The 12,811-nt window shown below is 69.4% G+C and carries 11 protein-coding genes; 6 read left to right on the top strand and 5 right to left on the bottom strand.

The window, feature by feature from the left end; translation table 11 throughout:
- The first annotated feature begins 95 nt into the window (after nucleotides 1-95).
- Entirely contained in the window at nucleotides 96-578 is a 483-nt protein-coding gene (locus tag R2J76_RS17945; RefSeq protein WP_316413025.1) for a hypothetical protein, read from the top strand.
- A gap of 299 nt (nucleotides 579-877) precedes the next feature.
- Here the strand turns inward: R2J76_RS17945 and R2J76_RS17940 are convergent, their stop codons facing one another.
- The 3 genes from R2J76_RS17940 to R2J76_RS17930 form a co-directional block, all read right to left on the bottom strand.
- The gene (locus tag R2J76_RS17940) at nucleotides 878-2,017 is read right to left on the bottom strand and encodes a metallophosphoesterase (protein ID WP_316413024.1); all 1,140 of its coding nucleotides are present in this window, start codon (nucleotides 2,015-2,017) and stop codon (nucleotides 878-880) included.
- A gap of 32 nt (nucleotides 2,018-2,049) precedes the next feature.
- Nucleotides 2,050-3,213: a GNAT family N-acetyltransferase gene (locus R2J76_RS17935; protein ID WP_316413023.1), complete on the bottom strand. Its 1,164-nt coding sequence runs from the start codon at nucleotides 3,211-3,213 to the stop codon at nucleotides 2,050-2,052.
- 171 nt (nucleotides 3,214-3,384) lie between these two features.
- The gene (locus tag R2J76_RS17930; RefSeq protein ID WP_316413022.1) at nucleotides 3,385-3,951 is read right to left on the bottom strand and encodes a TetR/AcrR family transcriptional regulator; all 567 of its coding nucleotides are present in this window, start codon (nucleotides 3,949-3,951) and stop codon (nucleotides 3,385-3,387) included.
- Between the two features lie 262 nt (nucleotides 3,952-4,213).
- On the opposite strand from R2J76_RS17930, the gene R2J76_RS17925 reads away from it, so the two are divergent.
- The 4 genes from R2J76_RS17925 to R2J76_RS17910 are packed head-to-tail and all read left to right on the top strand — an operon-like array spanning nucleotide 4,214 to nucleotide 7,107.
- Nucleotides 4,214-5,134, top strand: a complete 921-nt coding sequence (locus R2J76_RS17925) for a metallophosphoesterase family protein (protein ID WP_394366850.1) — start codon at nucleotides 4,214-4,216, stop codon at nucleotides 5,132-5,134.
- A 17-nt stretch (nucleotides 5,135-5,151) separates the two neighbouring features.
- Nucleotides 5,152-5,601 carry a QcrA and Rieske domain-containing protein gene (locus tag R2J76_RS17920; RefSeq protein ID WP_316413020.1) on the top strand — a complete coding sequence of 150 codons (450 nt, stop codon included), beginning with the start codon at nucleotides 5,152-5,154 and terminating at the stop codon, nucleotides 5,599-5,601.
- Nucleotides 5,588-6,076 (top strand): hypothetical protein, encoded by a 489-nt coding sequence (locus R2J76_RS17915; RefSeq protein WP_316413019.1) that lies wholly within the window; start codon nucleotides 5,588-5,590, stop codon nucleotides 6,074-6,076. The genes R2J76_RS17920 and R2J76_RS17915 overlap by 14 nt, the downstream gene beginning before the upstream one ends.
- Nucleotides 6,073-7,107 carry an RNA polymerase sigma factor gene (locus tag R2J76_RS17910; RefSeq protein ID WP_316413018.1) on the top strand — a complete coding sequence of 345 codons (1,035 nt, stop codon included), beginning with the start codon at nucleotides 6,073-6,075 and terminating at the stop codon, nucleotides 7,105-7,107. The genes R2J76_RS17915 and R2J76_RS17910 overlap by 4 nt, the downstream gene beginning before the upstream one ends.
- Nucleotides 7,108-7,367: 260 nt before the next feature.
- On the opposite strand, the gene R2J76_RS17905 is transcribed toward R2J76_RS17910, so the two are convergent.
- Nucleotides 7,368-8,348 (bottom strand): alpha/beta hydrolase, encoded by a 981-nt coding sequence (locus R2J76_RS17905; RefSeq protein ID WP_316413017.1) that lies wholly within the window; start codon nucleotides 8,346-8,348, stop codon nucleotides 7,368-7,370.
- 39 nt (nucleotides 8,349-8,387) lie between these two features.
- Nucleotides 8,388-9,500 (bottom strand): Fic family protein, encoded by a 1,113-nt coding sequence (locus tag R2J76_RS17900; RefSeq protein WP_316413016.1) that lies wholly within the window; start codon nucleotides 9,498-9,500, stop codon nucleotides 8,388-8,390.
- A gap of 305 nt (nucleotides 9,501-9,805) precedes the next feature.
- Here R2J76_RS17900 and R2J76_RS17895 point away from each other — a divergent pair, with 305 nt between their 5' ends.
- Entirely contained in the window at nucleotides 9,806-12,802 is a 2,997-nt protein-coding gene (locus tag R2J76_RS17895; protein WP_316413015.1) for an RCC1 domain-containing protein, read from the top strand.
- Nucleotides 12,803-12,811: the final 9 nt, after the last annotated feature.

Below are 12,811 nucleotides of genomic sequence, written 5' to 3'. Positions count from 1 at the left end.
TAATCCCTGAACCCGAAGCGGCCCGCCGTCGCTTCGACTAGCCATGTTTGGTCGCCCGTATGAAGATAGGGGCGCGCCACCCCTCGGGAGCTTCCATGAGCCGGTTCCTCGCCCTCCTCCTCGTCCCGGTCCTGGCTGGCTCCCTCGCCGGAGCGCCTCCGCCCCCCTCCGAGTGCGTCCAGTGCCATGACCAGGTGAGTCTTGAGACGTTCCGCACCAAGAGCCATGGCGGGCTGGTGTGCACCGACTGCCATACGGCCGTGAAGGCGATCCCCCACGGGGAACACCTTCCCCCCGTCTCCTGCGCGCGATGCCACAAGCACGAGGACATGGAATTCCGCATGAGCGTGCACGGGTCGGCCAAGGCCAAGGGGGTGGAGCATGCCCCCGGTTGCACCACCTGCCACGGCAAGGCCCACGATATCGTGGACCGCGGCAACTCCGCTTCCCGCGTGGCCCGGAAGAACATGGCCGCCTCCTGCGGCGCCTGCCATGACCGGGCCTTCCTGGACAAGCTGCACACCCGCATCGGGCGCCGGAAATCCCTTATGGACCTGACCAAGGAGGACCTCCGCTGAGGTGTGTCGGGCAAGGGGTCCCCGTGACCGGGGTTGCCGGAATACATGGGTTCATGACCATTTGCCACCTACCTTGGAGGCATGTTCATCCCCTTCATCCCTTGCATCCGATTCATCCCTGTTCCCGCAGGGCCGGAGCTGGGATGGGTCGGCGCATGCTGACCCACTGCGCGCCGCCCCATCTCAACGCTGGCCCTGCGGGAACAGGGATGAAATCAGATGAACAGGATGAAGGGGATCAGCCTTCGAACACAGGCCGTTCCAGGCTGAAAGGCCAGACCCTAGTCTTCATGGGATGACTATCTGATGGCAGAGGACCGCAGCACCAGCAAGGTCAGTTCCTGCGGCACCAGGAAGCGGTTGGGCGGACCCCATACGCCCGTTCCCACGCTGGTGTAGACCCACATGCCGCCCTCCCTGGAAAGCCCCTTGCCGTGCCGGTACAGGGATGGAACCAGGAGGCTCCAAGGGAAGTACTGCCCGCCGTGGGTGTGCCCCGAGAGCTGCAGGCGCACGCCGGCGGCCGCCGCGGCACGGGTGCCGGTGGGCGGATGGAAGAGCAGGATGGGCACCGCCTCCGCCGGGATGCCGGCCAGGGCCTGGGCCAAGTCCGGCCCCTTCCCGGTTTGGGCGGCGGTGGGATCGGGCATGCCGGCCACGGCGAGCCGGGCGCCGTCATGCTCCAGCACCGCGTGGCCGTTGTCCAGGATCCGCCAGCCCATGCCCCGGATCACCTGCAGCCAGCGCCCGAGCCCGGAATAGTACTCATGGTTGCCGGTGACGAAGGCGGCGCCGTGGCGCGCGCGGATGGCTCCCAGGCGTTCCGCCTTGGGCCGCACCCCATCCGCCTCGGCGTCCACCAGGTCCCCGGTGACCGCCAGGAGGTCGGGCCGGAGCGCGTTGGCGGCCTTCACCAGGTGGTCCACCTGGTACCAGGGCGTCGTGGGACTGAGGTGCAGGTCCGAGATCTGGACGATGCGGAAGCCGTCCAGGGCCGCCGGCAGGTCCGGGATGGGGATCTCCACCGTGCGGGTGCGCACGGGGCGCAGGGCCGTGGCCAGGCCCAGCAGGGATGTGGCCAGGGCGGCCGCCACGGCCACGCCCAGGGCCCAGGGGCCCACGTGCCTTCCCGTGGCCAGGCGCACCAGGGCCTGGACCAGGTCCGCCGCCGCAAGGTACACCAGGAACGTGGAGACCAGGCCGAAACAGGCGTGGCTCAGCCAGAGCAGGGCGCCCAGGCGATGGCCCAGGATCGGGACCCGCTGCAGGAGCGTTATCACCACCATGCCCGCCAGCAGGGACGCGACGGTGAGGCGCACGGCGGCCGCATGGGCCGCCAGGGCCGGCCACAGGGCCATGGAACGTTCCGACAGATAGGTTCCGGCGCAGCCCAGCACCAGGAGCAGCACCGAGAGGAAGATCACGAATTGTTTGAGCATTTCAATTCCAGGGTGAAGGTTTGGGAACGGATTCAGCCGAGGGCGGGCTGCGCGTGCAGTCCGTACCACGCCTGGGTGAAGGGCCTGCGCAAGGGGCCGGTTTCCGGCCGCAGGCGGGGCGCGATGAGCCGGGCGGCCTGGTTCGGAAGGCAGTCCCGGTGGCGCAGGTAGCAGACCTGCTCAATGGGCTCGGCGCCGAGGGTGCTCTTGATCTCGCTGGCGGTGCGGCCGTAGTGGAGCTCCCGGCAGCCCCGGGCGATGGCGAGGTCCAGGTAGTCGCAGAGCAGGCGCGGGTAGATGGACAGCTCCTGGTTCAGGGCGTAGTCCAGGCCCACGAGGTGGGCTTCCAGGACGCCCTCCCACACGAAGCCCGTGAGGAAGCCCACCAGCGCGTCCTCCTGGAAGTAGCCGCGGAGGATGAATTCCGGCCCCAGGGTCCGGCGCAGGTTCAGGAAGGTGGCGAAGGTGGGCCGGCCGAGGCGGTTCTCGGCCCGCCGGTGCACCGCGTCGAACAGCTCCATCCAGCGGTCCTGGAAGCGGAGAAGGTCCTCGGGGCCGAGATCCCGCGCCCGCAGGGCCTGGGACTTGGCATAGGCGCGCCGGGCCTTCACCCGGTACTTCGAGGCCAGGCAACCCAGGTAGGCCTCGAAGCTATCCCAGGACGGATCCAGGCGCAGCGCCATGGCGGGCTCCGGTCGCAGCCCGGCGAAGGCGTGCCGGTCCAGGCTCTCGCCATAGGGATGGGACGCCGCGTCCAGGTCCTTGATGAGGACGCCGTCGATGGCCCCGGTTCCTTCGAGCTCGCGCCGCGCCACGTCCAGCGCCGCCAGGAGGGCCTCCACGGCCCGGCGGGGTTCGATGGCCGGGTCGAAGTGGAAGCCGTGTTCGCCGGCCGCCATGGGGTTGCCGCAGACGAGCACCTGGAAGTCCAGGGGCCGCGCCGCAAGGCGAAGGTTGCGGGCCAGGAAGGACAGCACGGGGCCCCCCTGGAACCGCTCCCCCAGCGGCCTCCCCTGGAAGCGGGTCCGCTGGAAGCAGGCCACCCCCACCAGGCGTCCGCCCTCATGGAAGGTGGCGTAGCGCATGGCCTCCCCCGGCGGCAACCCGCCCTCCACGGCCCGGAGATAGGGGCGCTGGAGGAAGGGGCTCGCCGACGCCACCAGGGCGTCCCAGGCGGATCCCGCGGGGGCGTCCATGCTGTCCAGGACGCGGAACGCGAGGGGGGACCCGCCATGGCGACCCAGGTGGAACAGGCATGCCTTTGGAGCGTTCGGGGGAGGTGCGGGGTCGGCCATGGTCAAGGTTCCTTCTTCGGGAAATCCGGAATGAGTGGGTGTCTAGTCAGTCATGAATTACGCGAAAAAAAATCAGGCGAGCATCCGCCAGAAGGCCTCGAAGGCCGCCCTGCCGTGCGCGTCGGCACCGTCCGGGTCCTGGATCGCGAAGTCGAGGGTGGCGTCCGCCAGCGCGTTCATAAGGGATAGGACGAAGGCCAGGGGGACCTCGCGCATGGGACCGGCCGCGCGGATCCCCTCCAGCAGGTCCAGCACGTTGGCGAAGGACGCCGCGATGATCTGGCGGCTGGCGGGCGTGATGGCGTCCGACACGCAGAGGTGCGCGAGCGCCCGGCGCTTCTCGGGGCAGGCTTTCGCCCACGCCAGCCAGCGGGTCCACAGGTGCAGCACCTGGGTCCGGGGCTCGCTGCCGGAGGGAAGATCCGCCATCGCCATGGAAGCCATTTCGACCTTGAGGTCCAGGTAGAGCTGGTCGAGCAGTGCGTGCTTCGTCTCGAAATAGGTGAACAGGGACCCGTTGGAGATCCCCGCCGCCTTGGCGATGGCGGCCGTCGGCGCCCCCAGCCCCTGGGCGGCGATGACCCGGGTGGCCGCCGCCAGGATGGCGCTGCGCTTGTCCTCGCTTTTCGGTCTGGCCATGGCCCTCACACGTTCCTGGGGAACACGTTATAGCTGATTGGCTAGTCAGTCAACCCGGATCGTTGGGTTGCCATGGGTCTCAAGGGTCGTCCCCCAAATCGGGTACTCGCCGAAATGTTGGGATCGCTTCATGTGCGGACCCAAGGGGTGGAGTCCGGAAGGGGAGCCTGTCGCCAAATACCTTCGGCCTCCCCTGATCCAACCCCCCGATCCCGGTGTATTCCTCCCTGAAGGCTCAGCGGGAGGCGGGATGACCACGGGAATGGATCGAATGGATTTCATCAAACTGCTCGGGTTCGGAGGCCTCGCCTTTGCCTCGGGCATCAAGGGGTTTGCGGGCGGGGCCTCGGCCTCCGCCGCCGGAGGCAGGGGGAGCGACTACGCCTTCGTCCAGCTTTCGGACACGCACTGGGGGTTCAGCGGGCCCAAGGTCAACCCCGACGCGGCGGGCACCCTGGAAAAGGCGGTGGACGCGGTGAACGCCCTGGCCAGGCAGCCTGATTTCGTGATCTTCACCGGGGATCTCACCCACACCACGGACGATCCCAAGGAACGCAGGGGCCGCATGGCCCGGTTCAAGGAGATCGTCTCGAAGCTCAGGGCGCGGGAGGTGCGCTTCATCCCCGGGGAGCACGACGCGTCCCTGGACAGGGGCGAGGCCTACCGGGAGTTCTTCGGCGAGCCCACCTACGCCTTCGACCACAAAGGCATCCACTTCATCGCCCTGGACAACGTCTCCGAGCCCGGCGGCGTCCTGGGACCCGCCCAGCTGGATTGGCTGGCGAAGGACCTGGAAGGGCAGGGGAAGGAGACGCCCATCGTGGTCTTCGCCCACCGGCCCCTCTTCAATCTGTACGAGGACTGGGATTGGACCACCGCCGATGGGGAGAAGGCCATCGGGCTCCTGGCCACCCATCCCCACGTGACGGTCTTCTACGGGCACATTCACCAGGAGAACCACCACATGACCGGGGCCATCGCGCACCACGCCGCCAAGTCGCTCATCTTCCCCCTGCCGGCCCCGGGGTCGGTGCCCAAACGCGCGCCCCTCCCCTGGAATCCCGACCTGCCCTACCAGGGACTCGGCCTGCGGGAGGTGGACCTGCGCTCCCGGAAGGCCGGGCCCTTCACGGCCGCCGACGTGCAGGAACGCATCCAGGAAATCCCCGTTCCCCACCCTTGATGATCGGAGTCCGGACCATGCCCAAGGCTTCCCCCGAACCGGCTTCCCCCGGCCGGCGCTCCTTCTGCATCCTCGCCTGCGCCGCCGTGGCGCTGGCGCCCCTTTCCCTGGGGGCCGAGGCCCCCGCCCCCCAGGATCCCAGGCGGGTAACGCCGGAAACCCGCGCCAGCCTCGGGAAGGGCGGGATCAAGGATTTCCGCAAGCAGGGCGGGTTCTACCTCATCGCCGATGGGGGCGGCATCTACGCGGTCTCCTCCATCTGCACCCACAACGGCTGCAGCGTCCTGCTGGAGGAGGGCCGGAGCTTCGGCTGCCCCTGCCACGACAGCGAGTACGATCTCCAGGGGAACGTCCTCCAGGGCCCGGCCCGATTGCCCCTTAAGCATTTCCACGTGTCCGAACAAGGCCCCGGGGGCCCCCTCGTCGTGGACCTCGGCAGGGTGGTGGATCCCCATGTGCGTTTCTAGCTTTCCGCTCCTCCTCGGCAAGGCCCATCCGGCCCTGGTCCACGCGCCCATCGGCGCCGTGCTGTTCCTCCCGGTGCTTCTTGCGCGGGCCCTGCGGGCGGGGCCGGATCGGGAGGGGTGGTTGCGCGCGGCTCGTTTTCTCGCCACGCTGGGGCTTCTGGGGGGCCTCGGAGCGATCATGAGCGGTTTCCTCTTTGCGCGGCATTTGGGAGGCCTCCGGCCGGGGGAATGGCTGGCCCGACCCCTGCGTCCCGGACCTTCCTTCAAGGCGCTGCTGCGGAGCCACCAGCTACTGGCCCTCGCGGGCCTTCCGGTGGGCGCGGGATGCGCCCTGGCCCTCCAGGGGGCCCGGGGGAAGGTTCTGGGCGCCGCCCTGGGGCTGTCCCTTCTGTGGCTGGGGCTCTGGGGGGCCGCGGGCCATTGGGGGGGGCGCATGGTCTTCCCGGATCCCCCCGCGGACGGGGCCCCGTCATGATCCCCGCCGGAGGCGGGGACCGCTGGGAGGCGATGACCGACGAACAGGTCATGGCCGACGTGGCTTCCGGTGACCAGGAAGCCCTCCAGGCCTTGCACCGGCGCCTGGCTCCCCTGGTCTTCCACATCGCCTGCCGGAGCCTCGACGCCGCCGCCGCCGAGGAAATCACCCAGGATGTTTTCCTGCGTGTCTGGCAAAAGGCCGCCACCTTCGATCCGGACCGGGGCACCTTCCGGTCCTGGATCCTTCAGATCGCCCACCGCCGGGTGATCAACGAACTGCGGGAGCGGGGAAGGCGCCCTTCCATCGACGCGAATTCCGAAGCCTCCCTGGTGGACGCCTCCGCCCAGGATTCCGGCCCTGAAGAGCAGGTCTGGGCCCAGTACCAGAAATCGGTCATTCGCAGGGCCCTGGCCGCCCTTCCCCCCGAACAGGGCCGTGCGCTGCGCCTGGCCTACTTCCAGGACCTCACCCACGAAGAAATCGCGGCCTTCCTCGACGTGCCTCTGGGCACCGCCAAGGGGCGCATCCGGCTGGCCCTGGAAAAACTGAACGCCCCCCTCGCGGCGCTGGTGGCGCTCCTGGTGGCGGGGGTCGGCCTTGGCGCCTATGCGTGGCACCGCCGCCAGTCCAGCCTGGCCCTGGACGAGCGCGCCCTCGCCATGCTCACCAGCAGCCACATGGAAGCCCTGCGCCTGGAACCCCTGGCCTTCCAGGGCGAGATCGAGCAAGGATCCCACGCCACCTACCGCGCTGAGCGGGGGGGCGCCCTCATCGTCTTCACGCTTTCGAACCTGCCCAGGCCATCCGACGGCGAAACCTACCGTCTCTGGCGCCTCAGCGCCGGCGCCTGGAAGGCCCTGGGGGATCTCCGACCCGGCCCCACGGGCCATGGACGCCTGCTCATCGAAGCCCCCGAGGCCGTGTGGCCCGAGGCCCTGGTGCTGACCCGCGAACGCCGGGGTTCGATCGGGGCCGTCCCGGCGGGGGAAAGGGTGCTGGCGTGGAGGGCGGGAACGGACCGGCCGTAACTGGGCCATGGCCCTTTCCGGGAAAGCGTCGAAGGTCTGGGGGTGAGGCGATTCCGGAAAAGAAATGGCTCAAAAAAATCCATAAGAATAATAATCCAGTGAGCCAATTCGAGCCCAGAATGGCCCGACTTCTCCTGGGATGCTGAACGTTTAGCCGTCCGGGCAAGCGAGAGCGGCTTCGTATCGGGTGGACCTGGAGGCATTCCTGCCGCAAAGAGGATTAGCTCCTGGCGCGTGGGGGGGCCTTGCCCGCCGGGAGGCTACCCGGGTCCTGCCGCCGCGTGACCGGCGAAGGCATCCTTCAGGCACGAGGTGATCTGGTTCAGGGCTGCCCAGGCGGGGGTGATCCGTTTGGGGAAAACGACGAAATCGTGGAGCATCCCGGGAAAGCATCTGAAGGTCACCGGGACGCCCGCGGCCTCCAGGCGTTGGGCGTAGGCACGGCCCTGGTCGGCAAGCACATCGAATTCGGCCGTCAGGACCAGGGCGGGTGGCAGGTTCTCAAAGGTTCCGGCAAGCAGCGGGGATGCCAGGGGATCCCCCGCCTGCGCCGGGTCGGTCAGATAGTGATGCCGGTACCATTCGATCCCCTTCGTGGACAGCCAAAGGCCTTCGCCAAAATGGCGGAAGGATTCCGTCGCCTCGCTGCCCGGGGACAAATCAACCCACGGGCAGATGAGGACTTGATGGAGGATCCCAGGGCCGCCGTCTTCCCGTGCGCGCATCGAGACGACCGCGGCCAGATTGGCTCCCGCACTGTCCCCCGCGACGGCCAAGCGCGAAGCATCCCCGCCAAAGGTGACGGCATGGGAAGCAACCCATCGCGTCGCCGCCCAGGCATCCTCCACGGCGGCCGGAAACGGGGATTCCGGGGCCAGGCGATAGTCGACGGCCACGACGATGCACCGGGCCCCTTCCGCAAGGAGGGTGCAAAAGGAGTCGAATTCATCCAGATTGCCAGCGACGAACCCGCCGCCGTGGAAGAAGACCAGAACGGGTTTCAGCCCGGCTCCATGCGGGGTGTAGATGCGGATGGGGACGGCTCCCGCGGTCGTCTTGCGGATGGCGATCTCCTCGCGAGGTGGTTCGAGCCACTCCGGAGGCAGGAACCCCCTTCGCGCCTCGGAAGGGCTCATCGCGTGCACCGGAAGCCCGCCCCCCTGGGCGATCTGGGCAAGGAGCGCCTCACATTCCGGATGCAGGCGACCGGACTTATAGGTTGGGTAGAAATCAACCGTCATGGGAAACCTCTGCTTCATTCTCCTCGAGGTGGATCTGGATCAGGTGAGCTCGTACCTGGTACTTCGCCCACCGGCCTCCTCCTTGCGAAGCACCCCTCTCGCCACCAGGTCGCTGATGTCCCTCAGGGCCGTGTCCTGGGAGCACCTGGCGATGGAGGCCCACTTGCGGGTGGTCAGATGGCCTTCGAAGCCGTCCAGCAGCTTGTTGAGCATTTTGGACTGCCGGTCGTTCAGGGGAAGGGAGGCCCAGCGCCGCCAGAAACGCCCCCGGGCCAGGATGGCGTCCAGGTTGGCGTGGGCTTGGGTCGCGGCCCGCAGGAGGGCCTCCAGGAACCATGCGAGCCAGGCCGTCACATCCAGGGACCCCCGCTGGGTCTGTTCGAGGATGGCGTAATAGGACCTTCGTTCCCGGTGGATCTGCGCCGAAAGGCTGTAGAAGCGCTGCGGGCACCCGTCCGCCCTCGCCAGGAGCAGGTCGCCGATGGCGCGGGCGATCCGGCCATTGCCGTCCTCGAAGGGGTGCAAGGTCACGAACCAGAGGTGGCCAAGCCCTGCTCGAACCAGGGAGGGTTCAAGGGGCGGGCTGTTGACCCAGTGGAGGAATCGCGTCATTTCCGCTTCCAGCCGCGCCGCGGGGGGGGCCTCGAAATGGATGCGTTCCCGGCCCAGGAGGCCGGATACGACCTGCATGGGGCCTTTGGCGTCATCGCGCCAGGCGCCCGCCCGGAGCCTGGAAAGGCCAGAGTACCCGGTGGGGAACAGGGCGGAATGCCAGCCCCATAATCGCTCCGGGGTGAGGGGGGCCTGGCTGTTGGACCCTGCGTCAAGCACCATCTCCACGACGCCTTCGGCAAATCGATCCACCGGTGCGAGCGCGCCGATGTCAAGACCCAGGCGGCGGGCGATGGAGGAACGGACCGAATGGGCATCCAGGATCTCTCCCTCGATTTCGCTGGTCTTCAGGACATCCTCGGAAAGGGAGGCGAGGCTGGCCCGGTCCCGGTCCCCCGATCCCGATTCCGCCAGGCGCCCCATGAGAATCCCCTGGGCCCGGCTGGCCTTGGCCAGGGGTTCCGCCAGGGCCGCCAGGTCGTAGCGCCAGTGCGGCCAATCGCCGGATTGCCAGATGAAGGAAGAATCACCGCCGTTCATGCGGAGATTGTAGGTTCCAATCGCCGCATCGGCAAGGTAATCGCCGCAGTATTTGCGGCAATTGGCCAGGCGCCGCGGGATCCATGGGTTGCACCGGCTGGGGGACAAACTATTCTAGTAATAAATATTTCAATCGGGGGATGACCATGGTTGCCGGGACTCGGAACAGCGGGCCAAAGGGAGTGCTAGGGTCTGGGCGGGATCGGGCCGGTGGCTGGCTGGGCCGGCCTTCCCTCTGGGTTCTGCTGGTGGCCCTGTTCTGCCTGGCGCTCAGCTCGGCATGTTCGTCCGGATCCAATCCACCGGTGCCCACCATCAGCAGCCTCGCCGCCGCCAGGTCCCTGGTCACGGCCGGCACGGCCACCACCCTCACGGCGGTCTTCAGCGACGGCGAAGGCAGCGTGGACCACGGCGTGGGCGCGGTCCGCAGCGGCGTGGCGGTCTCCACCGGGAACCTGGCCGAGGACACCACCTTCACCCTCACGGTCAGCGGTCCCGGGGGCACCCGGACCCGGCAGATCCAGGTGAAGACCGTGGCCGCCCCGGTCATCACCAGCTTCACGGCCGCCAAGGGCATCCTCACGGAGGGCGCCAGCGCCACCCTGACGGGGGTCTTCACCGGGGGCGCCGGCACCGTCAGCGCCGGCCTGGGCAGCGTCGCCACCGGCGTTCCCGTCACCACCGCGCCCCTGGCCGGGACCGCCACCTTCACCCTCACCGTCACCAACGAGGTGGGGGACAGCGCCACCGCCCAGACCACGGTGACCGTCGTGGCCGCTCCGGTCATCACCGGCTTCTCGGCCCTCAAGACCCTCCTCACCGCGGGCGGCGCCACGACGCTGACGGGCTCCTACACGGGAGGCACGGGCCTGGTGAGCGAAGGCCTCGGCGGGCTCGCCAGCGGCGGCGCCGTGGCCACGGGGCCCCTGGCCGGAACGACCACCTTCCGGCTCACGGTCACCAACGCGGCGGGGGACAGCGTCTCGGCCGCGACGACGGTGACCGTCGTGGCGGCGCCCGCCATCGCGGCCTTCACCAGCTCGATGCCCAGGGTGGGCCTCGGCCAGAGCGCGATGCTGACCGCCGTCTTCACCGGCGGGGAGGGCGTCCTCGATCACGGTCTGGGACCGGTGCTCAGCGGGGTGGACGTCCCCAGCGGGCCCCTGGCCGCCACGTCCCTGTTCACCTTGACCGTGACCAATGCGGCCGGGGACGCGGTTTCGGCGAAGGTCGCCATCCAGTCCCTGAACCGGCTGGCCACCGGCGAACACCACGCCGCCGTGGTGAAATCCGATGGAACGGTCTGGACGTGGGGCCGGAACGACCAGGGTCAGCTCGGGGACGGCACCGCCCTCAACCACGAGCTTCCCGCGATGGTGCCCGGGCTCTCCGGCGTCGCCGGGATCGCCGCGGGGGCCCGGCACCTCCTGGCGCTGAAGGCCGACGGCACGGTCTGGGCCTGGGGGGTGGACTACCTGGGATCGGCCAGCTTCGATACCCATGCCGCCCCGTTCCAGGTGCCCGGCCTCACCGGCGTGGTGGATGTGGCCGGGGGCGGGGATTTCAGCCTGGCCCTGCGATCCGACGGCACCGTCTGGTCCTGGGGGGCGAACTTCTACGGCGAGGTGGGGAGCGGCGCCCAGGCCCCCCAGCTCGCCCCGGTGCAGGTGCCGGGGCTCTCGGGCGTGGTCGCCGTTTCTGCGGGCAGCTACCACGGCCTCGCCCTGAAGGCCGACGGCACCGTCTGGGCCTGGGGCTCCAATGTCTACGGCGAACTGGGGGACGGCACCTCCACCTCCCGCAGCGCCCCGGCCCAGGTGCCGGGCCTGGGCGGCGTGGTGGCGGTGGCGGGCATCGACCCCTTCGGGAGCATGGCCCTGAAGTCCGATGGCACGGTCTGGGTCTGGGGCTACGGGATCTCGGGCAAGTTCGGGGATGGCGGGGCCTTTGCCGGAACGGTCCCCGCGCCCTTCGCCGGCCTCCAGGGGGTCACCTCCCTGGCCGGGGGGTTCGGCCACACGGTGTTCGCCAAGGGGGACGGCAGCGTCTGGGTCGCGGGCGATAATTCCCAGAGCCAGTGCGCGGTGCAGGCGGGGCAGGGAAGCGTCATCCCCCTGAGCGCCATGGCGGGCCTCCCCGCGTGCGTGGCCGTGGCCGCGGGCCACAGGCACAGCCTGGCCCTGGGCCAGGACGGAACCCTGTGGGCCTGGGGCGACAACGAGGCCGGGCTGCTGGGGGACGGGGTTCCCGTGGCCCGCATGACGGCCGCGCCCAGTGCCTTCGGACCCTGGGCCCTCATCCAGGGGGCCGGGAAGAAGACCCTGGCCCTGCGCGCGGACGGCTCGGCCTGGGGCTGGGGCTGGAACCTGGGCGCGGAATTGGGGGACGGCACCAGCCTGGACCGCTCCCAGCCGGTGCGGGTCCAGAGCCCGCTCAAGGTGACGGCGGTTTCCGGACGCACGAAGGGAACCCTGATCCTCCGGGAGGACGGCAGCGTATGGAGGCTGGGCTTCAATCCCGATCCCGGCCACCAGGTGACGGCCATGGACACGCTGGCGGGCAGCGTGGGCATCGCCGCCGGGGACCATCACTACCTCGCCCTGAAGGCCGACGGCACCGTCTGGGCCTGGGGAACGAGCTACTACGGCGAACTGGGCGACGGCGCCAACACTGCCCGCGAGGTGCCGGTGCAGGTCAGCGGCCTCACCGGGATCACCCAGGTGGCCGCGGCGGGGGACGCCAGCTACGCCCTGAAATCGGACGGGACCGCGTGGACCTGGGGCCGCTCCTACTTCTTCGACGGCACCCCGGAGCATCTCACCCCCGTGCCGGTGGCCGGGCTTTCCCAGGTGGTCGCCCTGGCCCCGGGCGACGGCAACTGCCTGGCCCTCAAGGCCGACGGCAGCCTGTGGGCCTGGGGCAGCAACTGGAACGGGGAACTGGGGGATGGCACGACCCACTGGCAGTACCCGCCCGTCCAGGTGCCGGGGCTGGGCCCCGTGCGGGCCATCGCCTCCGGGGACGCCCACAGCCTGGCCCTGGGAACCGACGGCACCGTCTGGGCCTGGGGCCGCAACGCCGAAGGCCAGCTGGGGGACGGCACCGTGACCCCGCGCAGGTCCCCGGGGCAGGTCCAGGGACTGGCGGGGATCACGGCCATCAGCGCCGGCGCCCACCATTCCCTGGCCCTCACCCCGACCCAAGCCTTCGCCTGGGGGCTGGACGATTTCAGCCAGCTCGGCCTGAACCGCGTCGGCGAATCGGGCCTGCCTCTGCAGATCCCCTCCTTCCGGCTCTGGTAGCCGGGGGGA

This window comes from Mesoterricola silvestris (genome assembly GCF_030295405.1).
Lineage (GTDB): Bacteria > Acidobacteriota > Holophagae > Holophagales > Holophagaceae > Mesoterricola > Mesoterricola silvestris.
This window is presented reverse-complemented; position numbering and strand designations above follow the sequence as displayed.

What these genes read in the sequence shown, in the direction of transcription:
- R2J76_RS17905 (WP_316413017.1), bottom strand. Translation starts at nt 8,348, where the DNA reads ATGACGGTTGATTTCTACCCAACCTATAAGTCCGGTCGCCTGCATCCG.
- R2J76_RS17900 (WP_316413016.1), bottom strand. Translation starts at nt 9,500, where the DNA reads ATGAACGGCGGTGATTCTTCCTTCATCTGGCAATCCGGCGATTGGCCG.
- R2J76_RS17915 (WP_316413019.1), top strand. Translation starts at nt 5,588, where the DNA reads ATGTGCGTTTCTAGCTTTCCGCTCCTCCTCGGCAAGGCCCATCCGGCC.
- R2J76_RS17945 (WP_316413025.1), top strand. Translation starts at nt 96, where the DNA reads ATGAGCCGGTTCCTCGCCCTCCTCCTCGTCCCGGTCCTGGCTGGCTCC.
- R2J76_RS17930 (WP_316413022.1), bottom strand. Translation starts at nt 3,951, where the DNA reads ATGGCCAGACCGAAAAGCGAGGACAAGCGCAGCGCCATCCTGGCGGCG.
- R2J76_RS17940 (WP_316413024.1), bottom strand. Translation starts at nt 2,017, where the DNA reads ATGCTCAAACAATTCGTGATCTTCCTCTCGGTGCTGCTCCTGGTGCTG.
- R2J76_RS17910 (WP_316413018.1), top strand. Translation starts at nt 6,073, where the DNA reads ATGATCCCCGCCGGAGGCGGGGACCGCTGGGAGGCGATGACCGACGAA.
- R2J76_RS17935 (WP_316413023.1), bottom strand. Translation starts at nt 3,213, where the DNA reads ATGGACGCCCCCGCGGGATCCGCCTGGGACGCCCTGGTGGCGTCGGCG.
- R2J76_RS17920 (WP_316413020.1), top strand. Translation starts at nt 5,152, where the DNA reads ATGCCCAAGGCTTCCCCCGAACCGGCTTCCCCCGGCCGGCGCTCCTTC.
- R2J76_RS17925 (WP_394366850.1), top strand. Translation starts at nt 4,214, where the DNA reads ATGGATCGAATGGATTTCATCAAACTGCTCGGGTTCGGAGGCCTCGCC.